Consider the following 19,493-nt stretch of genomic DNA (forward strand, 5'->3'; position numbering starts at 1 on the left):
TGTTGCTGCTTTTCTCTTTGGAGCTGCTTTGCGTGTTGCTGCTTTTCTCTTTGGAGCTGCTTTGCGTGTTGCTGCTTTTCTCTTTGGAGCTGCTTTGCGTGTTGCTGCTTTTCTCTTTGGAGCTGCTGCTGCTTTTAGTGCTGCTGCTGCATTCCTCTTTCGAGTTCTTGCTGCTTTTTTAGCTGCTTCAACTCTTTTGGCTTTTGATGTTACCATAACTTTTTTCAAAAATCATCCATGTTATGTAGTAAAAGTCATACATTACTATGCAAACTCTAATAAAATTTGACACGTTTTTGAATTTTCGATCAACAATTTCTAATACACATAACAACTGTATCTGTTGTTAATAGATCTTTTTGTGGTCGGATAATTATTTTGTATTGTTTTTCTTCGTCAAATGGAATATCAAACTGTGTTGTTCTCTCAATTGGTTTGTTTGGCTCTAGAGTAGGGCAATTTTACATTGTTGATGACAAAGAACAAAAACATGAAGCAGTATTTGGAGAATTTTCATCAAAAGATTTGTTTTTAGCTCCTGAAATGATTGTTTTTTCATTACTGATGTTTTTTGCAGTAATTCCTATTTTTACAAATGTGTTTTCTGGTGGAACTTCTTTACTTCCTTTATGAGTTCCTTCAAAAGTAATAGTGTACTCGACTGGTCCTACGATGACTGGCTTTCCTCCGACAGCTTCAATATAGTTTGTTGTATATTGTGTATACATGTAATTTGCAAAAACTATTGATGCTATTATGGCCCCAATCACAATAATTATACCCATTCCTGCCATGAATCAGCTGATTTTTTTTGGTATATAGTTGAAACGGCAGCATTATGCACAAATTTTTGCTCAAAACCCTTCATATTTTGATGAAATATGAAGATAAATTTGAAATCATTACCTATGTCATTATAATAATTTCTATGAGAAAAATCATCCTATTCATTGCGTCAAACTTGGATAGATACATTACAAAAAATAATGGTAATGTAGGTTGGCTTCAAGTAACCACATCTTCTGGATATTGGTGATTTTTACAAATCCATAGACACTGTAATCATTGGTAAAATGACATACGAGCAAATGCTAACATTTGGTACATACCAATATCATGATAAGAAACAATATGTATTCCCTCAAAAAATGATCAAAAAAAGATGAAAATGTACTGTTTGTAAATGATTTTGAGATATTAGTAAAAGATCTTATTTCTAATACTGGAAAGGGATTTTGTTGGTTGGTGGTTCAAAAATAACTTCTAATTTTCTGAATATTGGATTAGTGAATGAAATAATCATCACTATAATCTCAGTTGTCCTTGGTACAGGGACTCCACTATCCATGAATATACCAAAAGAAACAAAATTTGAACTGATCAAAACAACGGATTATAGTATTTAATTGAATTATATTATAAAATTTTGAAATAAATTCTTCAAATAATTTGATAATTTTTTATTGAAATACAACTCTTTTGATCAATTTTTAGGGGGTTTAGCTTTTACGCATGATAAAAATAGTTTAGATGTGTTTAGCTGGGAGATCTTGGTGGTTTGATGTTTGCATTTTATATCTAGGCACAAGTGTTACACCCCCCCCTAAAACAACTGTTTTTGAAAATATCACATTATGCCTAAAGACCATAATTTTGATGGGGGGTTTAACTTCTAGGCTCATTTTTGTAACATTGTTCAGTTTGGAAGATTCTACAATTAATGTAATCTAATCAAAAATTTCAAAAAAATAAACTTAATGTAAACAATCTAAATTTTTCAAATAGCCTATTTGAAACTCAAATGATTTATTTTTTAAGATTTATCTATCTGCAAAACAACATGTCTTACATTCTATTTTGGAAATATTGTGATTAACAATATTTGTAATGTATGACTTAAATTTCACACAGATGAATATTACCTATAAAAGACATGTTTATGATATCTGATGGGCATTATTTAACAAATAACTCTCTCAGCATGTGATTATCTGTTGTTTATGCTCACTGTTGCTTCAATTCTTTTTGAACTGTTTTCACAATGAAATGCACTGCCAATGCTAGTCCCATCACCTTGAAGAAATTATTCATGTGTCTGGACCTCTTTTTTGTCGTATGTGTCGAGAATCTCATCTATTATTTTGATGATGTTCAATTTCTAATTACCTCGAATTTTGTAGTTGTATCTTCTAGTCTGAGTTTGTTAACATTGATGCTAACCCTAATCTCAAAATTCTTTGTCGCATGCCTGAATAAAATATTGCAGAAATTCATTTCACAAACACCATCAAAGTTGCAATCATTGTCAAAACAAAGACTTTGTTTTTTGAAGCTTTGAATTTGAGAGTTTGGTTTTCAATGAAACTTGTTTTTGTTGTAATTTTTATTGTTTTCATATTCTGTGATAGTGAATTTTCGATATAAGGTCCGCGTAGAACTGATAAATCATCTATTTTTCTTAAAATGTTTTCAACAAAAATCTAGCTGTTTTGTCGTGTTTCTCAGATACACTATTAAGAGCATCTAACATTGTTTGTTGGTTGATGTTCTCCTTATCATCTAATACTACATAAACACCAACTTTTTGTTTTCCATCTTCCGTGATTATCTTACTAATTGCTTGAATTGAATAGCAAAAATCTGACACTTTTTTTCCAAATTTCTCTTTTTCACCATCATTAAATCCCATATACCTTGCAATTTGATTATTTTTCATAATTACTTTGGAACCTAGTACTAGAATTCCCATTTGTGCTTTTGGTTCAAATATCTCTACTGGAACTCCAAACTTCCCTGCATGTTTTACTAATATCTGAAATACATTTTCGTCACTCTTGACTCCTTCAAACGATAACCCCTCATGAATTAACCATCTTTCAACATTATCTCTCATTTTTGATGGAGCCATATTTGAATTCTCAAATTAGTTCTATATGATTCTAAATTCAAAAGATCGTACCTCTAAATTTCTATTATTTCTAAATTCGAATTTAGAAATAATAGAAATTGTTATCTGAAAAACAAGAATGTCTGAGCTAAATATTGACATTGAAACCTGAATCTATACCTGGAAAAGATGTGGAAACCAATACGTTTACAATTATTCCTATAATCATAAACATAATGCCTAGATAAAGACAATTTCTTGCTTTGCGTTGGTCGTCATGACGTAATACAAAGTAGGCAATTATTCCACCTATTATTCCAAAAAATATGGGCAACAAAAACCATGCATTACTTCTTGATTTTTCTGAATATGTCATTGCTCACCATATTATTGTTTTACAGTCATTGCTTTTTTCTGTAACTGTGTTATTTCAATTTCTACTGTTTCTAATGGATCCTCTACTTGATTGCGTCTAATTGAGAACATTTTTGGTTTTTCAAAGTCTTCTGTACAATCAGGGCATGCATAAACAAGTACTCTATGCTCGTTAGGAGCCTTTGGATTAGATAATCTAGGATAATACACTAATCTTGCACCACAATCAACACAATACCTATTGGCCCTTCTAGTTCTGACCAATGTAAACCACCTGCATTATTCTAAATATACGATCATCTATTAGATCTATGTTGTCTAATAGAGTAAACCAGTTACTATCAACCGATCAATATTTCTAAATTCGAATTTAGAAATATTATAAACTCAATATGTGTATTACTAAATTTCTTTGATATTATGATATTTCAAAATATGCTTACACATAGTATGCGCCTCCCATCAGACTTGAACTGATGACCATCCGATTAACAGTCGGATGCTCTACCACGCTGAGCTAGGGAGGCACAAGATTTTACCTTGATAAAAGTGATTTAATCCTTGCTGTATATTCACAAAATAGAATAATCGTTATGCTGGCACTGATAAATCTAACATCCAGATATTCCACTCGTAGGTATTTTTCAATCAAAATTTCCAACTAATCTATCCAGACATGGATCTGTATATGAAGAGAGGGTTGATTCATGAGCAGCACCTTTTGATTCCCATCTTTTGTGATCGTCTTGTCCATTGCTTGAATCGAATCACAAAAAGACCATTAAATAAATTTGACAAATTTGGATTGTTTATAGTGTAATTCTATTTAAAAAAAAATAATTCCTTTGAGCATAAAATAAGCAACATATCTAGTCAAACACTGGACAAAAATAATAGCCATCAAATTTCTAAGATTGTGGTAGTGGAGGTGTTGTATTTTCTTAAAAAAAGATAAATCTGTTTTACCATACAATAACCCTAAAAACAATAATTCTTACACAATGTGTATTGGAATCTAATACCATCAATCCAAAGATTTTGTTATTAATTTTGTCACTGGCAATTACATTTCAAATCATGCTTTGGCTAAATTTTGACATTAATGATGAATTTGACATGATTGATTTGTTATATCTTTTGGGCCTGATCTCTTGTTTTACGGCAAGTTTTGCAGTTTCAAAAAAATTTGGAAGCTCAAAGATTTTTGGGAAGGCATATATGATTTTGGGGTTAGCGTTTGTATCCTTTTTCGTTGGAGAAACACTCTATTTGTATTTGAATATGCTAGGAGAAACTCCATATCCTGCTATTCATGTTGATTTATTTTTTTTTATGTTTTACCCATTGGTTACATTATACTTGATCATAAACATAAGATTCTTCAGACCCACGCTAAGTTTGAAACACAAGATTTTGCTAGTGATAATTTTTCCTAGCTCTGTTCTTTTCTATTCTTATATCACTTATTCTGCTGATGCAATAGATTCCTTTGAATATTTTTATGGTTTGATTTTTATGATCTTTGCATCAGTCCCACTCTCTTTTTCAATATTGGGTGCAACCATTTTCAATCAGACAGTACTGAGTTCAATTTGGCGACTTTTGACACTAGGGATTGCAATAAGCACAATTGCTGATATTTTATATTATTCTCTAGAAATTATTGGAGAATATGATAGCATGCATCCTGTCAATACACTTTGGATGATTTCATACATGATAATATTTTATGCTCTGTACAAACATATCAAAACGTTCTAAAAAATCTTGATGCCACTTTCAATTATGTTATTATATTATTTTTGAAAATTCATTATCTGCTACTTTTATTTTTCATACGATCTTGATTTTGTCACTTTTCTACAAAATTCATGTACATTGGGTGGTTCTGAATGATTTGACTTTGCTTTAAAAAGTCATTGTTTATTTGTACTTTGAGATCTAATTTCCCTCCAACTACGTTAACCTGCATGTTCTCAAATAATGAAACATATTTGTTCATCTTTCGCCCATCACTTGTAAGAGAATATCCTATCTCAGTTAGCAATCCGTTATTTGTTAATTCTTTGATCATTCTATATCCTGTAGATTTTGTTAAATTACACATTTTCACAATATCGCTAATCAGAGTTGGTTCTTTTAGTAGTAAATTATTCAGAATTTTACGCTTATCAGAGTCTGAAAACGATGCCATTATAAGATTAGCAAGTGACTGATCATGAATTGTTATCCATGTTTTATTTTTTGATGGTGCTGGTTCTATTGATATAAAATTATTCAGAAATTTTTTTTCGATCTCATCTGCCCCTTCTTGAAAGAGCTCTCTTAGCGTAGCATCCATCTTGCTAAAATCACGTATAGATTCTAAGACTGTAATTTTGTATCTGTCTTGTAATCTACTCTCAATCTTTTTGTATACTGGCTCGCCAAGATTATCTTTGATTACTGAATGTAAGGAATCTGCAAGTAAATTATCAAGTCCAGACGACAACAAATTAATTAGACGTTTCTTACTAATATACCATTATGAGAATACCGTTTACGTATTGAATAAATTATTATAATGTTGTTCTTACCCTGTGACAATATATACGTCTTAATATATTTAAGATACTATAATTTATAGCAAAAATGATCAAATTTTAATCAAAATGATAGATCATCTTTTATATTAGTTAGTCACTATTCTTACAGAATGAGAACAGTAAATGATTATTGTGAACAGATACGTGAAGAAATTATCAATGTTAGTATAAAACGTGGTATGAAACGTCAATGCACTGAAATGGGATGCAGAGTAAACTTTAGGGATGATCCTGGGTTTGATGTTAAATTACTTTTCAAAGATCTTTCAAAACATAATGCTCTGAATTGGAAAGACGTGGCAGGGTTACCCTGGATATTTGATGAGGACTGGTGAGATTGGCAAAAAAATATCAACTAGTTGCACGATATGATGATCATATTGTTGTGATGGACAAAAAAGGAATTCCTGTTGCAATGGATAAAGATGGACACATCATATAACAACTGCTTTAAATGATTTTTTAATACTTTGAATTTGAAGCCTGGTTTATATGGATTCAAGTATCAGAAGGAGTAAAATCCAATGCAGGTTGATAAAAAACGATCACATATGGAAATCAAAAAAATTTACTACATTGTGATTTACCAATTAAATTAACCACTGTTTTAATTTCTCAATTTTTTGTACCGGTGAATCTCATTGTTGCATTAATAATTAACATTTATGATGACGTTCTAAAGTTCGGAGAAACTCATTTTTTTGTATTTTTATATATTTTTTACATTTTTACTGAATTATATCTTCAACTCTAGATCCATCAGAACAAATTCTACGTATTAGATCTTTCATTATAATTTTAGATTAGATATTTTATAAGCAATCACCAATTATACATATCCATACTTTTGGAAATTTAATGAATTGGCTATAATCATTATGAAATGATTTTGATTTTTCATTTATTGAATTTAGCAAAAAATTCTCTAATTTCTTTTGAATGACTCTCAACAAGTTCTATAATTTCAAGATGCTCCTCTGCTGTAGGTTCTCTTTGATGGACAATTTGAAACGCGCTAAGTGCGGAACCAACCATCTCTCCTACAAAAAAACCGCATAGAAAATCTCCAATGTTTTCACAATTCCAAGTTTCTCCAATTCTTGGAGAAGCCCCTGCTGATTTATACAACTTTAATGTTTGTTCTATTAAATCAGTAGTTTGTTTTGAAAATTCAGGATCAAGAGTCATTAGAGAATAGAAATCTTATTTTTCTAATCCCTTTTTCTTATCAAAGGTATATACCCCATCTAAAAATACTCTATGATCTTTGTTTTTGACTTTAGTTTTTAGTTCAATATTCGCAGCTGTTTGTGTGATGTCTGTCCATACTTCTCCGGTAAGTATGACGTCTTCTCCTTTTGGAACCACTTTAGTATTTCCAACAATATGTGTTACTCTTGATGCACGCTCTCCTTGGAAATTCTCAATCAAAATTTTCTTTCCTTCAACTTTTACTGTAATTGGAAAGTGAGCATACACAACTTTCATTTTAATTGTATATCCATCAATTAGACCTTCACAAAGATTTCTAATGATTGATCTTGCAGTGTGTAAAATCGCATAATCTTTTTTTCTATTCCCAATTGATTTTAACAACACTTTACCTTCTACTATCTCTATGTTGACTGGAATATTGCGGAAACTTTTGTGAGTTTTGCCTAAGGGACCAACAAACATCAACATATGTTTGTTCAATGTGATTGTTACACCTTCTGGTATTGCTACCTCGTCTTGAAATTTCTCGAGTTGATTAGTAGACATATCCTATCAAAAATCCTCCAATTCCTTTTTCTGCCGCTTCATGGTGAGACATTACTCCTTGATTTGTCGTAACAAGAAGCATTCCTCTATCATATGCTGGCAAGTATTGTTGCTCCCAATTATTATATTCATCATTTTTCACTTTAAATCTTGGTGAAATTGCTCCACATTTTGTAACTTTAGCCAATAATTTGATTTTAAATTTTCCACCTCTTTTGTCGTCAATATGCTCAAATTCTCCAATATACCCTGACTTTTGGAGTGTTTTTAATACCTCAATTCCAAGTTTTGATGTTGGAAGGATTATACATTCTTGTTTTCTTCGTGCTTCATTGTTGTAAATTGTGACAAATAGATTTGCTAAAATGTTAGTTGCTGGCATGATATCTCAATTATTTTTCCTGAACCCTAAAGATGTTGCTACTTCTCTGAAGCATCGTCTACATAACATTAAATCATATTTTTGAATAACTGCAGTATAATCTCCGCATCTTTTACACCATTTTGATCCTCTGCCGAAATCATGTTTTTTTCTTCCCGTAACCTCATATGATCTGTCTTTTGCCATTATGTTACTGTCACTCCAAACTCTTTTGTTAGATAATCTTTTGCTTCTTTACTTGAAATGACATGTGTTTTACCAACTCTTGCTTTATGTTTACTTCTACTTCTAATGTTATACCCAGGTCTGGTTAGTGTTATTGAAATTCCTAATCCTAGTATTCCTATTTGGGGATCATATTTTACACCTGGAATATCTATGTGTTCTTTTATGCCAAATGAAAAGTTTCCAAAATTATCGAATGATTTACCGTTGACTGTGTTTCCTTTAGCTTCTAGTAATCTTTTCAATAATGCAACTGCATCATCTCCACGAATTGTGACTGCTACTCCTATTGGCTCTCCTTTTCTTACTCCCCAGTCTCTCTGTGTCTCTTTTGCATTACGTGCAGAAGATTTTTTTCCTGAAATCTCATCTAGTGCTTTTCTTGCAATATTTATGACATCTCCAGATTTTCCAACACCCATGTTGAGAACAACTTTGTCTAATGATATTTTTTTCATAGAGGATTCTGTTACTTGAGACATATTATCACTTTAATTGAATTATTGGTTCCTCTTTACCTATTGGCATTATGATGTCAGCTGGGATTTCGATTTTTTTATCACTTAGAGCAAGAATTATTCTTTTTGGAAGGTTAAATGTTCCTTCTTCTATGGTTTCTATTTTGCCAATCTGACCTGCATTATTACCTCGTGTAACTAACCCTTGACTACCTTCTTCTAATTTTATTATTTCAAGAATTTTTACATCTGGAATTCGTATCAAACATGTATCACCAACATTGACTTTATTTTCTGAAATTATTGAACGACCATCATGGAACCCTATTTGTAATCTTCCTTTGTTGATTGTAGTCTTACTAACAACCCTAACTAGTTTTTTTAATTTTTCTGATTCTTTAATCTTTATTGGTTTTAGAAGCTTTTCTTCTGTTGGAACTAGACGATAAATATCTGAAACATTTTCTAATTCAATAACATCCATTAATCCAATTGCATGGTGAAGTGATTTCCTTACTACTCCGTCAATCTTTACTTTACCTGTGTAAATTGTACTTTTTGCTTCTCTAAGACTTGTTACAATTTTTAACATATCTCTTAGAAATACTGCTGCTGGTACGGCATGACTCTTTTTGTGTGGGCCTGGTTTTACTGTAATTACAAATCGTTTATCTTTTCTGGTGATTCCCCAGAACTGTGGTGCCATTTGGCGTTTGAGTTTTTTACTTCCTGCGATACTTACCATTATTTATTTACCTCATTCTTGTCTTTATCTATAGCTTTTGTCTGTTTTGTTGGATCTTTTCGTTCTAATCTTGAAATTCGCCATTTGTCATCTGTGTTTAGTGACGTAACTACTAAATTAGATGTATGAATATGTACATCAAATTTATCCCCTTTAGTTTTTTCTTTCTTTACTCCTTCTATTGCAACACTGTTTTTCTGTGTTGATACTTTAGATACTTTACCTTCCACTCCTTTGAATTCACCTCTAAGTATCTTTACACTATCGCCCTCAATTACACGTATACTTCTTTTTCCATATTTTTTATAAAGTTCTTTTGATAACGCACTACCTAATTGTTTACTTCGTGTTTGGAAAGTTGCTTGATAAATCAAATTGTTACGCATTTTTGTTGGCTTCATTTTTTATACCACCATTGATGCCAAGTTAGCTACTCTTGGCCATTTTTCTGAAGCTTCTGCAGCAACTGGTCCTTTAATGTCTGTTCCTTTAGTTTCTCCTTCTGGTGTAATCAAAACTGCTGCATTATCCTCAAAACAAACTCTCACGCCATTTAGTCTTCTAACTGCATATTTTTGTCTAATTATTACTGCACCATAAACCTGTTTTCTAAGCTCTGCTGGTCCTTTCTTGACTACAACATTACAAAAGTCGCCTACTGATGCAGCAGCCAATCTTGATGTTCTAGTGTGATGTCTTGGAACATTGATTATTTCTAAAATTTTAGCCCCTGAATTATCGGCACACACTATGTTTGCGCCTATTGGAATTGATCTTGTCACATATGGTCTAAATTCTTCTACTCCTTTACCTGCCTGCTTTGCCATTATACTTTAACCTCCACAACTACATATGACACTGATTTTGATATTGGTCTGCATTCTGCAGTCAATACATGATCTCCCGACTCAACATCTATGCAACCTGGAACATGTGCGTGAATTGTACTTGTACCTCTTGCATATCTTTTGAACTTACTAAAATAGATTGGTGAATCTTTCTCTAATGTAATAGTCTGCCTTGCTTTATTTCCAGTTACTTTACCGTCAAAAAGTTTACCTCTTATTGATAGACCGCCATGGAATGGACAATGTTTGTCCTCGCATTCTCTTGATGGTTCTTTAACCTTTAACCCTATATCTCTAGTCATGTCTTACTCCAATCCTGTCAAATGGCCTTTTTGTAATTTTGGAACCATTTACAACTACGTCATTTCCATCTATTGAAAACTTCCAATTGTTGGTCTCTTTTGCAATTAATTTTATTCCCTTTTGTGTATTTATTGTAAACATTGATTTTGTTTCGTTGATGATTCTTCCATTTAATCCTATGACTTGAGGATTAGTTGACTTTACGATCTCTGTGTTCAATCCTATGAATTCATGTGCTGTAATGTTATCTGCTGTGATCATTTTTGCTTGCTCATCTCGTTAATTCTAGTTAGCATTCTTGCGATGTCACGACGTAATGGTTTTAGTTTACCGCTTTCTTTTCTTAATGTTCCTTTGGCTGCATCTACTCTAAGCTTTGTGAGTTCACCACGTGTATCTTGAACTTTCTTCTTTAGATCTTTTTCATTTAATTGTTTGATTGTTTTCATACTAATCCTGGTCATTTGAATCTAGCCTCTTCTTCTTCCATTGTTTCAAGCTCTTTCATTTTTTCAGCTTCAATTGCAATTTGTTCTGATTCTGTTCTTGCCTTTACCTCTGCTGCTGTTTCATCTCTCATTTTACCTGTATCTTTATCTTTGATTTGCTTCAATTTCTTTACTTTTGCTACTTTCATTTCAAATTCTGGAACCAATTTTTCATTCCTTGCAATTCTAATTCTAATCCCAATTAACCCCATAGCAGTTTTAACATGTGCAATATCTTCGTCCACAATTACTTCCGCATGATGCCCTGCTCTTGGTAAAATTCCTGCGGTATGTTTTTCAAACGCCGAACGATCCCCTCTAAGTTTTCCAGAGATTGTTATTTGAACTCCCATTGCACCACCTTCCATTATTTGTTTTAATGTCCACATTGTTGCTCTTCTAAATGCAGTACCTCTTTCTAGATGTGATGCCATTCTATTACACATTACGCTAGGAGCTAATTCGGGTTTATCAATTTCAACTACTGATATCTGGGGATTTTTTAATCCAAAGTCTGTTGTAAGTTTATCTGTAAGAGATCTGATTCCAGAACCTTTTCTTCCGATTACAATCCCTGGTCGTGTTACATGTAATGCAACTCTTGTTCCAACTGGTGTTTTTGAAATCTCTGCATGTGAGAAACCTGCATCTTTGATTGCTTCTCTGAGATAATCTCTAAGTAACATCATATTGTAGTTATCTTTAATTACATTTTTGACTGCTGACATTACTAAATCTCCTGTGCCACCAATTCTAAGTGTGTTAAAACATTATTCTTGGGTGTTGCTCTGCCCATTGCCCTTGGTGTAAATCTTTTTACAATCACACCTTTGTGAACTGTTGCATTAATGATTCTTAATCTATCTAAATCCATTCCTTTGTATTCTGCATTTGATTCTAAATTGTCTAAAACCTTGATGAATTCTTTTGCTGTCTTTTGTGGATAACGTCCAGACATCATACCTGGATCTGATTTATGTCCTACTTGGTTTTTATATCTTCTAAATGCAACAGCTCTTCTTTTGTTGATTACTGCATGAAGATAATCTCTTGCTTTTTCAATATGAAGTCCTTTAATTGATACAGCTACTTCACGTGCATGTTTATGTGAAATATTCTTCTCTCTCACTGAAGAGCGTACATGACGAGTTGTATCATAGTTTTGGAATGCATAATTGAATCTACCCATAATGATCACTTTAGTGGCACATAGAGACTGGATCTTGATGCACCTACACCTGGTGCACCATGTGAAACTCTCTTGTTTGTTATGACATATTCTCCCAGATAATGCCCAATCATTTCTGATGTAATTGCAACTGGACGAAATTCTTTTCCTGAGAAAACATTTACCGTAACACCTACCATGTATGGCAGAACTATCAAATCTCTTACATGTGTTTTGATAGGATTTTTTACTTTACCTGCTTTTGCAGATTTTATTTCTTCAATCAATTTTCTTTTTCCATCATTAATCCCTCTAGTAAGTGATCTTCTTTGTCTTGAATTGAATAATAAGAATAACTTCTCTAATGATAAACTATCTAATTCCTCTTTTGGAATACCTCTGTATAAAAATTCTTTAACCATTTCTCTTCTTCTCCTTTAATGTACTTCGAGTTTTATGGTCCATATTATAGCATTCCTATCTTAGTTGCTAAGTCTCTTGCTTTTTCTGTATTCTCAAACTGAACAAATGCTTTTTTGCCGTAAATTGTTCTTGCTGTGTTTACTTTGATTACTTTTTCTTTGTATAATGTACTCACTGCTTCTGCAATTTCTGGCTTTTTCGCTGAAATTTCTACAATAAAACAAATTTTACTCTCGTTTTCTACCATCGCAAATGTCTTCTCTGTGATATATGGTTTGACTATGATCTTCATTGCTTGATCTATATTCATTTTGTTTTCACCATAACTTCTAGATGTGTTGACTTAATTTTTCCAATTTCTTCTAGTGCAGATTTGGAATATACGGTTAATCTAATTGGATGCGAACCTGGGGCAAGATCCAATACACTCAGATCTTTTGCATTCTTGACTTCCACTCCTGGAATTGCACCTATTGCTTTGTTTAATTTTGAAGAATCTGATGTTACAAATAAAACGCTTTTTCCAACTTTCTTACTTCGTCCTCTCAATCTTGATTGCCCTGAACGTGATTTTCTAGATTCTAATCTGTTAATGTCTTGTGTTAATTTTAAAGATTCTAATATTTTAAACATTTCACTTGTTTTTGAAATTGATTCTATATCATTGGATATTATAATCGGGAATGATTCTATGCCCTCTATTTTGTGGCCTCTTAATTCTATTAGCTCTTTTGATGCTGTTGCTGCAATTGCAGAACATAATGCTAACTTGTTTTCTTTTCTGTTTAATTTTTTATGAATTACTTTATCTACAATTGGTGGATGTGCTTGTCTTCCTCCTCTAGTTGATGCAACCTCTGCACCTTGACCTTGTCTTCCACCACCACCACCACGCATTCTAGCAACACGTGAAACACCTTGACCTGTTGGTGGATCATTAGAGTCTGCCACTACATCCATACCGGCATTTGGTTTTCTTCCTTGTGGTTGAAATTTATGTGATGTTAAATTAGTGAATGCTTTATGAATTAAATCTCTTCTAAACGGTGTTGCAAATATTTGTGGGAGTTCTATTTCGCCATCTTTTGTTCCAGTTGTTGTGTATACTGACGCTTTCATTAGATAACTACCTCTAAAATATTTGGTTTAGTAATTTTTGCTGGTGCATTCCTGATTTGACTCCTAAGTTTAATTAATCTTCTATATGTTCCAGGAACTGAACCCTTTAAAATAATGAAATCTCCTTTAACTAATCCGAAGTGCTTGTATCCGCCATCGGGGTTAATTTTGATTTCACTGTTATCTGTATTTCCCATCACCATGATTCTTTTATCATATTCTGTTCTTTGATGGAATCCCATTTGTCCTGCTCTTGGTACTGTATACATGACACTTTGTGGAGATATTGGACCAAGTGAACCAACCTCTCTTACTGTCTTTCTTGATTTATGTTGTTTCTTTTTTACACCCCACCTTTGAATTACACCTTGCCATCCTTTACCTTTAGTAATTGCTGCTACATCAACTGTTGTGCCAGTTTCAAAAATCTGATCAATTTTGATTTCTTTTCCAAGTAATTCTTTTACATGAGTGAATTGTTTTTGAATATTTCCACCACTTACTAAAGCTTCAAAAATATATGGTTTTTTCTGTGCTAATCCTGCTGCGCGTGGTGATACTGCAACTATTGCAAATATCTCTTTAATTTTGCTCAATCTTTTTTCTGCATTTTCAATTGAACCTTCTATGTTTTTAATTGTAATTTCTTTTGCAATGTTTTTTGGAATATCTTCTGCATAGACATTAAATTCTGCATGTGCACCGTAATGGTCTTTTGAATATCCTCTTACTCCTAAAATTAGTACAGGTGGTGTTACTAAGACAGTACCTAGACTCACAAGTTGTTTTCCTGCATTAGGTACTTTGTCACGATCATCAATGGTTACCAATTGAACACATCCTGCTTTGAATCCACAATGTGCTAAAATTTTTGGCTCTTCTACATCTAGTTTTGGCCATGATCTAATTCTTGCTTCCATACTCTTTGCACGTATTCTAGGAGAATATGCAAGACTTCCTCTACGTGGTTGATGATATTTTCTAGCACCCATGAATAAAATCGAACACCGATTTCCCTCTATTAAACTATGTGAGACATCGTTAACCTCTAAAAAAATACTAGTTAACCATCTATCTCTAATTTATCAAGGATTTGTAAATTCTGAAATTGAATCCCAAATTGTTATTGCACCAAGGATGATTCCAAAAACACCAAGACCAATAGCAAATAGTAGGAAATTTTTTTTTTCTTGCATATTATGATGTATTTTGAGCATTAATAATTGCTAATGTTCCAAGTAAAGCTTCTTCTAAACGAACAGTTTCAGTAGCCTGATTGGGGAAAAAATTTAATGTTTTTGCGTTTTGTATGTTTCTCATTTTCCCTCCAATAATTTCATGGACTCCTTTCTCAGGAGATCCAAATACTATCAGTACTGGTTGATCTGACTTTGTATATTTGGCAATCTGTTCCTTCGTTGCAGTTTTTCCTTTTCTAGATGTGATTATTATACTTCCTTTCCAATCTGCTAAAATGGAATATAGGTTTGATCTCTCTTTAACTACATACCCCCAATATTTTGGAGCTTCATTCCTGTCAATTTCTTTTACTGATAATTTGGGATATCCTTCTTTGAATTGCAATGTAACTCTTTTTCCAATTGGAGTTTTGCCAAAAAATGGTATGAGTTGATTAATTCCAACATCAACAAATTTTTTCCCTTTTATGCTTATCACAATTCCTTCTCTAACATCTCCTGCGATAATTTTTTTTGGATTTGCTGGAGTGATATGGCTAGGAATTTTTAGTGGATGTAATACTCCTGCAAATTTTAAATCATTCATCTTTGTAAATAATCGTCTTCTCAAAAATTGTGGCGTTTCTAAATATTTTAAAATCATAACCATTAAACTTCCATCATTTTTGTTACTCCCTTCTTGATACACATAGATTGTATCGATTTTAAAAATTGCACAAGATCTAGCAAGAACTGAAATTTTTCTTGTCTTATCTATCTTTAGTGATTCATCTGATAATGCAGAATCAGGAATAGCTACAGATAATTTCAATGTAATTTAATCTCCTTAAACACTCCACGATTATTTTTTATCGTGTGGGTATTTTTCTTGCGCAGATTTTGCATATTTTATAATCTGTTCATTTGGAACTAATTCATACAAACCTGTTTCTATTTTGATATGTGCCATTCGGATATGGCTTGTTCCTTCTTTATCCTCACTTGAAAGATAAATTCCACCAGCAGCTAATATTCCAGCATCATCCAATGAAAGATCATTTTTATAATTTTTTTCTAAAAAGTCAGTCACTTGATCAGAGCCCGAACCGATTGCTATGGCATTATATGAAATGTATGTTCCACTAGGATCAGTTAGATACAATTGGGGTGTTTTGTTTATGACTCCCCCAAGAATTAATGCTACACCATAAGGTCTCACTCCAGCATATTGTGTGTATTGTTGGCATTGATCAGCTAAGTGCTTTGCAATTGTTTCAACTTCAACTGGTTCATCATAAATCATTTTGTTACTTTGAGAAAAGAATCGTGCATTGTCTACTTGACTCCTTGCATCTGGTATGTATCCTGCTGCTGCAACTCCAACATGATCATCAATTTGGAAAATCTTTTGAGCATTATCTGAGATTTGTAATTTTCTTGGTTTCTCTTCAACTGCTATTACAATTCCTTCTTTACATTTGATCCCTACTGCAATCGTTCCTCTTCTAACTGTCTCTATTGCATACTCAACTTGGTATAGTCTCCCATCTGGTGAGAATACAGTAATTGCTCTATCGTAACCTTGTTGTGCAGGAAGCATGTGATTCCAATGCTTTGAAAGTTTAATTTAAGTCTAGCCTATCAAACTTGCTATGAGATTCGAAATTCAATTTTCAGGACATGAAAATATCAGATCAAATCATCAAAAAACTATAGAGATTACAAAAAAGTCTCATTTGACCCCTCAAGGTGATTGTATCGTAGGTGTGAATGCTAGCGCAAGCTGTTTTGATTTGCCTCAAGTATTGAAAGACAAACTTAAAAACTCTGATTCAAAAATAACCTTTTCAATTTCTGTGCAAAACCATGAATTTATCATAGAAGGTAATGGACATCAAGATCTTATTCTTACACATGAAGAAGATATCGTAATTAGAAAAAGTGATTTTATATGTCCTAGAACTTTGGCAGTTAAATGTGATAAAGCATCTGATCTATTACCACGAAGTATGGTTACATTATTACGTGATCCTGATACTAGGGGTATTTTTAGTATCATTGTTGATTAACAATGTGACAATTTTATAGATCTTTGATGTTGGTATATCTTATGGGGTTTAAAACTAATATTTTTATTTTAATTCCTTTGGTGCTATTTGCGGTTGTAATATTTGGGTTTGGAATGTATAATACACTATGTAAAAATGTAAACATCCCTTTACCCTGTTGAAATTGTTCAAATCATTTCTAGTAATTACCTATTTTAGTTAATTCTGATTTAGCATGAATCTCTTAAAGTATGTCTGATTAAGTTATTCATGATAAAATCTACCATAGAACTACCTGTTTCTAAATCGCCTACTGATACCGAACTGAAAAAACTAAAAGAATATTTTAAAGAGATGCCAATCGAAGATATTCTTTCTGGATTAAAATTTGCTAAAAACAGATGGTCAGCAAAAGATGCTGGAACTCTCAAAGTAGGTAGAAAAAGCATCATTCAAAAAGAAGTTCATTCTGTTACTGCTGAGCAAGCTCAGTGGAGATTAAAAAACTGGAAGATGATGATTGCAAATTATCGTCGTCGTGGGTATAGCTACCCTACAATTTCAAGAATAAAGAAAATTTTAATTCAAAAAAGCAAAAATAAATTCAAATCTATTTGATGATGATAATGCCTTTCATATCATTTCTAGATTAAAACATCTGTTCTTCTTTCAACTATTTGATGTTTGAGTGAATCTGGAACATCCGGAATTGTTGATTTTGTACGACCTGCAATTACACCATGTGCTTCTTCAAGAATTGCTAATGTGTCTGCATTGGTAGTACTTCCTATGTCCAGACTCTCTCCCATATCCATTGATGAGCCAGTCATCACATCTCCCAGTATTTGTGATAAATCTTGCATTGATGCGTTTGCTTCTGGCATGATGCCATTTAATGATGGGCTTAATCCCTTGATAATTGACATGCATGGGCTAAGTGTTACTACAACATCTCCCAATTCAGAAACCGTATCTAATCTTAGTTTAACTTGTTCCATTGATAATTTTGCACCACTTACCATGTTCTTCATTTTTCTAACTTGAGATAATTCACCTGCATAAGCTTGTGCATAACTTGGTTTATTGTTTCTTTGAGCATTTACAATCTTTTCAAAGATTGTATCATGTTTTTTCTTTAATTTTTCATCAATTACTTCTAATTTTGAAATTTGAAATTGTAATTTTTTTTGCGCAAAATCAATTTTGTTTTTAAGTGGTTCATCGGGTCTTACCTTGCCCATTACTCTCTGTGCTATACTTTCTCCTTCTGCTTTATTCCAAGAATTACTGATCATACCTTAACTTCCTCAAACTTGATTGATTTTTTTGTTTTAAACTGATTTGTCACTTCAAGTTGTGTAACTCCAGTTACACAAGTGCGTGGTTACACTAACCAAAGGTAAATGTAAATATTTGGAATCCTTTACCTGACACTTTGATTTCTATTATATGTGATGAACTATTTTCATTACTTATGATGTTATACAATCCTGCTTTGGATACTTTGAGTGTGCCGTCTGATGAGATGTCTCTTCCAGCATATTTTGCAGGTAGTATTTGCCCATCTAAAAATATCTCTAGTTCTGCATTATTCTCAGTTACGATGTTTACTTCTTTTGCATTGTAAAGTAATTTTATAGAACCTGTATCTGAATCTAATTTCATACTGTCTTCATAATTTTTCCAATATCCTATTGGATAGAATTTATGTAACTCTATGTTTGTTGGTTCTGAATATGAAATAGTTTTTTCAGGGTGGAACCCTTCTTCACTTCCTAGTTGATTTCTATTCTGTGCAAATTTATATCCAAAATACAATTCGGGTGTTCTGAACATCGAATGTTCAAACTCTTTGATATCCACAAGTGATTGGCTAGTTGTTGTTTGAATTCCTAATGATGCTGCTCTTTCTTCTAAAAGATTCTGAATAACTTTCTCCGTTTCTTTATATCCTCCCTCTCCAATATGATCATATCTTAGATATCCTTCATGATCGGCAATGTATTTTCTTGGCCAATATCTATTTTCAAATGCTTTCCATGTTTTCATGTCATTATCTAATACTATGGGATAACTAATCCCGTATTTTGCAATTGCCATCTTCACATTTTCAGGATCTTTTTCAAATTCAAATTCAGGTGAATGAACTCCTATGATTAATAATCCCTGATCTAAATATTTTGCATTCCATTCAGTAATGTATGGAAGTGTTCTGATACAATTTATGCAGCTGTAAGTCCAAAAATCATAAAGAATAACCTTGCCTTTGATCTCTTTTGATAATTCTTCAGGAGTAGTATTTAGATAGTATGCTATTCCAACCAAATCAGGTGCCATTTTAAATCCAGATTTATTGATTTTCTCAAATGAGTTCATTTCAAATGATTTGTCTGATGATTGTGTATGCATGTCGAGTGTGGACAACACAATGCTAATTGTGCTTATACCTATGACGATTATTATTGTTAAGATTAACGCTGTCTTAATTTCTGTTTTCATT

Annotated in this window: 32 protein-coding genes, 1 tRNA gene and 1 pseudogene; 5 read left to right on the top strand and 29 right to left on the bottom strand. The window is 32.6% G+C overall.

Features of this window, described 5'->3' with window-relative positions; translation table 11 throughout:
• Together OEM44_00005 and OEM44_00010 are read right to left on the bottom strand one after the other, a co-directional pair.
• On the bottom strand, positions 1-216 hold a 216-nt coding region (locus OEM44_00005; GenBank protein MDH3515182.1), incomplete at its 3' end, for a hypothetical protein.
• Between the two features lie 92 nt (positions 217-308).
• A pseudogene (locus OEM44_00010) lies at positions 309-794 on the bottom strand (DUF4352 domain-containing protein).
• 80 nt (positions 795-874) lie between these two features.
• On the opposite strand from OEM44_00010, the gene OEM44_00015 reads away from it, so the two are divergent.
• A complete protein-coding gene (locus OEM44_00015; GenBank protein MDH3515183.1) occupies positions 875-1,036 on the top strand; it encodes a hypothetical protein in 162 nt (53 codons plus the stop codon).
• A gap of 1,234 nt (positions 1,037-2,270) precedes the next feature.
• Here OEM44_00015 and OEM44_00020 read toward each other — a convergent pair.
• From OEM44_00020 to OEM44_00040, 5 genes are all read right to left on the bottom strand, one after another.
• Positions 2,271-2,396, bottom strand: coding sequence for a hypothetical protein (locus tag OEM44_00020; GenBank protein ID MDH3515184.1), 126 nt, complete (start codon positions 2,394-2,396; stop codon positions 2,271-2,273).
• A gap of 62 nt (positions 2,397-2,458) precedes the next feature.
• Positions 2,459-2,908 carry a DUF2299 domain-containing protein gene (locus OEM44_00025; protein MDH3515185.1) on the bottom strand — a complete coding sequence of 150 codons (450 nt, stop codon included), beginning with the start codon at positions 2,906-2,908 and terminating at the stop codon, positions 2,459-2,461.
• Between the two features lie 127 nt (positions 2,909-3,035).
• Positions 3,036-3,263, bottom strand: a complete 228-nt coding sequence (locus OEM44_00030) for a hypothetical protein (GenBank protein MDH3515186.1) — start codon at positions 3,261-3,263, stop codon at positions 3,036-3,038.
• An 11-nt stretch (positions 3,264-3,274) separates the two neighbouring features.
• The gene (locus tag OEM44_00035; protein ID MDH3515187.1) at positions 3,275-3,526 is read right to left on the bottom strand and encodes a hypothetical protein; all 252 of its coding nucleotides are present in this window, start codon (positions 3,524-3,526) and stop codon (positions 3,275-3,277) included.
• A gap of 189 nt (positions 3,527-3,715) precedes the next feature.
• Positions 3,716-3,789, bottom strand: a tRNA-Asn gene (locus OEM44_00040).
• 481 nt (positions 3,790-4,270) lie between these two features.
• Here OEM44_00040 and OEM44_00045 point away from each other — a divergent pair.
• The gene (locus tag OEM44_00045) at positions 4,271-5,023 is read left to right on the top strand and encodes a hypothetical protein (protein ID MDH3515188.1); all 753 of its coding nucleotides are present in this window, start codon (positions 4,271-4,273) and stop codon (positions 5,021-5,023) included.
• A 91-nt stretch (positions 5,024-5,114) separates the two neighbouring features.
• On the opposite strand, the gene OEM44_00050 is transcribed toward OEM44_00045, so the two are convergent.
• A complete protein-coding gene (locus tag OEM44_00050; protein ID MDH3515189.1) occupies positions 5,115-5,753 on the bottom strand; it encodes a hypothetical protein in 639 nt (212 codons plus the stop codon).
• 204 nt (positions 5,754-5,957) lie between these two features.
• Here OEM44_00050 and OEM44_00055 point away from each other — a divergent pair, with 204 nt between their 5' ends.
• Positions 5,958-6,182 (top strand): hypothetical protein, encoded by a 225-nt coding sequence (locus OEM44_00055; protein ID MDH3515190.1) that lies wholly within the window; start codon positions 5,958-5,960, stop codon positions 6,180-6,182.
• 562 nt (positions 6,183-6,744) lie between these two features.
• On the opposite strand, the gene OEM44_00060 is transcribed toward OEM44_00055, so the two are convergent.
• The 19 genes from OEM44_00060 to OEM44_00150 all read right to left on the bottom strand — a co-directional run bounded on the left by OEM44_00060 (position 6,745) and on the right by OEM44_00150 (position 16,545).
• A complete protein-coding gene (locus OEM44_00060) occupies positions 6,745-7,035 on the bottom strand; it encodes a hypothetical protein (GenBank protein MDH3515191.1) in 291 nt (96 codons plus the stop codon).
• A gap of 15 nt (positions 7,036-7,050) precedes the next feature.
• Complete coding sequence (locus OEM44_00065) at positions 7,051-7,608, bottom strand: 50S ribosomal protein L6 (protein MDH3515192.1); 558 nt, start codon at positions 7,606-7,608, stop codon at positions 7,051-7,053.
• The gene (locus tag OEM44_00070) at positions 7,598-7,990 is read right to left on the bottom strand and encodes a 30S ribosomal protein S8 (protein MDH3515193.1); all 393 of its coding nucleotides are present in this window, start codon (positions 7,988-7,990) and stop codon (positions 7,598-7,600) included. The genes OEM44_00065 and OEM44_00070 overlap by 11 nt, the downstream gene beginning before the upstream one ends.
• A gap of 6 nt (positions 7,991-7,996) precedes the next feature.
• The gene (locus tag OEM44_00075) at positions 7,997-8,176 is read right to left on the bottom strand and encodes a 30S ribosomal protein S14 (protein MDH3515194.1); all 180 of its coding nucleotides are present in this window, start codon (positions 8,174-8,176) and stop codon (positions 7,997-7,999) included.
• Positions 8,176-8,697, bottom strand: a complete 522-nt coding sequence (locus OEM44_00080; protein ID MDH3515195.1) for a 50S ribosomal protein L5 — start codon at positions 8,695-8,697, stop codon at positions 8,176-8,178. The genes OEM44_00075 and OEM44_00080 overlap by 1 nt, the downstream gene beginning before the upstream one ends.
• A gap of 4 nt (positions 8,698-8,701) precedes the next feature.
• Positions 8,702-9,418, bottom strand: a complete 717-nt coding sequence (locus tag OEM44_00085; protein MDH3515196.1) for a 30S ribosomal protein S4e — start codon at positions 9,416-9,418, stop codon at positions 8,702-8,704.
• A complete protein-coding gene (gene rplX / locus OEM44_00090) occupies positions 9,418-9,819 on the bottom strand; it encodes a 50S ribosomal protein L24 (protein ID MDH3515197.1) in 402 nt (133 codons plus the stop codon). Before rplX ends, OEM44_00085 begins: the two co-directional genes overlap by 1 nt.
• 3 nt (positions 9,820-9,822) lie before the next feature.
• Positions 9,823-10,245: a 50S ribosomal protein L14 gene (locus tag OEM44_00095; GenBank protein ID MDH3515198.1), complete on the bottom strand. Its 423-nt coding sequence runs from the start codon at positions 10,243-10,245 to the stop codon at positions 9,823-9,825.
• Complete coding sequence (locus tag OEM44_00100; GenBank protein ID MDH3515199.1) at positions 10,245-10,568, bottom strand: 30S ribosomal protein S17; 324 nt, start codon at positions 10,566-10,568, stop codon at positions 10,245-10,247. Before OEM44_00100 ends, OEM44_00095 begins: the two co-directional genes overlap by 1 nt.
• Complete coding sequence (locus OEM44_00105; protein ID MDH3515200.1) at positions 10,561-10,830, bottom strand: ribonuclease P protein subunit; 270 nt, start codon at positions 10,828-10,830, stop codon at positions 10,561-10,563. The genes OEM44_00100 and OEM44_00105 overlap by 8 nt, the downstream gene beginning before the upstream one ends.
• Positions 10,827-11,033 carry a 50S ribosomal protein L29 gene (gene rpmC, locus OEM44_00110; GenBank protein ID MDH3515201.1) on the bottom strand — a complete coding sequence of 69 codons (207 nt, stop codon included), beginning with the start codon at positions 11,031-11,033 and terminating at the stop codon, positions 10,827-10,829. The genes OEM44_00105 and rpmC overlap by 4 nt, the downstream gene beginning before the upstream one ends.
• Entirely contained in the window at positions 11,030-11,785 is a 756-nt protein-coding gene (locus OEM44_00115) for a 30S ribosomal protein S3 (GenBank protein MDH3515202.1), read from the bottom strand. The genes rpmC and OEM44_00115 overlap by 4 nt, the downstream gene beginning before the upstream one ends.
• 2 nt (positions 11,786-11,787) lie before the next feature.
• On the bottom strand, positions 11,788-12,246 hold the full coding sequence (locus OEM44_00120; protein ID MDH3515203.1) for a 50S ribosomal protein L22: 459 nt from the start codon (positions 12,244-12,246) through the stop codon (positions 11,788-11,790).
• A 5-nt stretch (positions 12,247-12,251) separates the two neighbouring features.
• A complete protein-coding gene (locus tag OEM44_00125; GenBank protein ID MDH3515204.1) occupies positions 12,252-12,647 on the bottom strand; it encodes a 30S ribosomal protein S19 in 396 nt (131 codons plus the stop codon).
• 44 nt (positions 12,648-12,691) lie between these two features.
• The gene (locus OEM44_00130) at positions 12,692-12,958 is read right to left on the bottom strand and encodes a 50S ribosomal protein L23 (GenBank protein ID MDH3515205.1); all 267 of its coding nucleotides are present in this window, start codon (positions 12,956-12,958) and stop codon (positions 12,692-12,694) included.
• A complete protein-coding gene (gene rpl4p / locus OEM44_00135; GenBank protein ID MDH3515206.1) occupies positions 12,955-13,767 on the bottom strand; it encodes a 50S ribosomal protein L4 in 813 nt (270 codons plus the stop codon). The genes OEM44_00130 and rpl4p overlap by 4 nt, the downstream gene beginning before the upstream one ends.
• Positions 13,767-14,759, bottom strand: a complete 993-nt coding sequence (locus OEM44_00140) for a 50S ribosomal protein L3 (GenBank protein MDH3515207.1) — start codon at positions 14,757-14,759, stop codon at positions 13,767-13,769. Before OEM44_00140 ends, rpl4p begins: the two co-directional genes overlap by 1 nt.
• Before the next feature lie 205 nt (positions 14,760-14,964).
• Complete coding sequence (locus OEM44_00145; protein MDH3515208.1) at positions 14,965-15,777, bottom strand: hypothetical protein; 813 nt, start codon at positions 15,775-15,777, stop codon at positions 14,965-14,967.
• Positions 15,778-15,807: 30 nt separating this feature from the next.
• The gene (locus OEM44_00150; GenBank protein MDH3515209.1) at positions 15,808-16,545 is read right to left on the bottom strand and encodes an archaeal proteasome endopeptidase complex subunit alpha; all 738 of its coding nucleotides are present in this window, start codon (positions 16,543-16,545) and stop codon (positions 15,808-15,810) included.
• A gap of 52 nt (positions 16,546-16,597) precedes the next feature.
• Here OEM44_00150 and OEM44_00155 point away from each other — a divergent pair, with 52 nt between their 5' ends.
• Complete coding sequence (locus tag OEM44_00155) at positions 16,598-17,014, top strand: DUF371 domain-containing protein (GenBank protein MDH3515210.1); 417 nt, start codon at positions 16,598-16,600, stop codon at positions 17,012-17,014.
• Between the two features lie 249 nt (positions 17,015-17,263).
• A complete protein-coding gene (locus tag OEM44_00160; protein ID MDH3515211.1) occupies positions 17,264-17,611 on the top strand; it encodes a hypothetical protein in 348 nt (115 codons plus the stop codon).
• Between the two features lie 26 nt (positions 17,612-17,637).
• On the opposite strand, the gene OEM44_00165 is transcribed toward OEM44_00160, so the two are convergent.
• The gene (locus OEM44_00165; GenBank protein MDH3515212.1) at positions 17,638-18,288 is read right to left on the bottom strand and encodes a hypothetical protein; all 651 of its coding nucleotides are present in this window, start codon (positions 18,286-18,288) and stop codon (positions 17,638-17,640) included.
• A 94-nt stretch (positions 18,289-18,382) separates the two neighbouring features.
• Positions 18,383-19,492 (bottom strand): thioredoxin family protein, encoded by a 1,110-nt coding sequence (locus OEM44_00170; GenBank protein ID MDH3515213.1) that lies wholly within the window; start codon positions 19,490-19,492, stop codon positions 18,383-18,385.
• Position 19,493 lies beyond the last annotated feature (1 nt).

Source organism: Nitrosopumilus sp., from assembly GCA_029862745.1.
Lineage (GTDB): Archaea > Thermoproteota > Nitrososphaeria > Nitrososphaerales > Nitrosopumilaceae > Nitrosopumilus.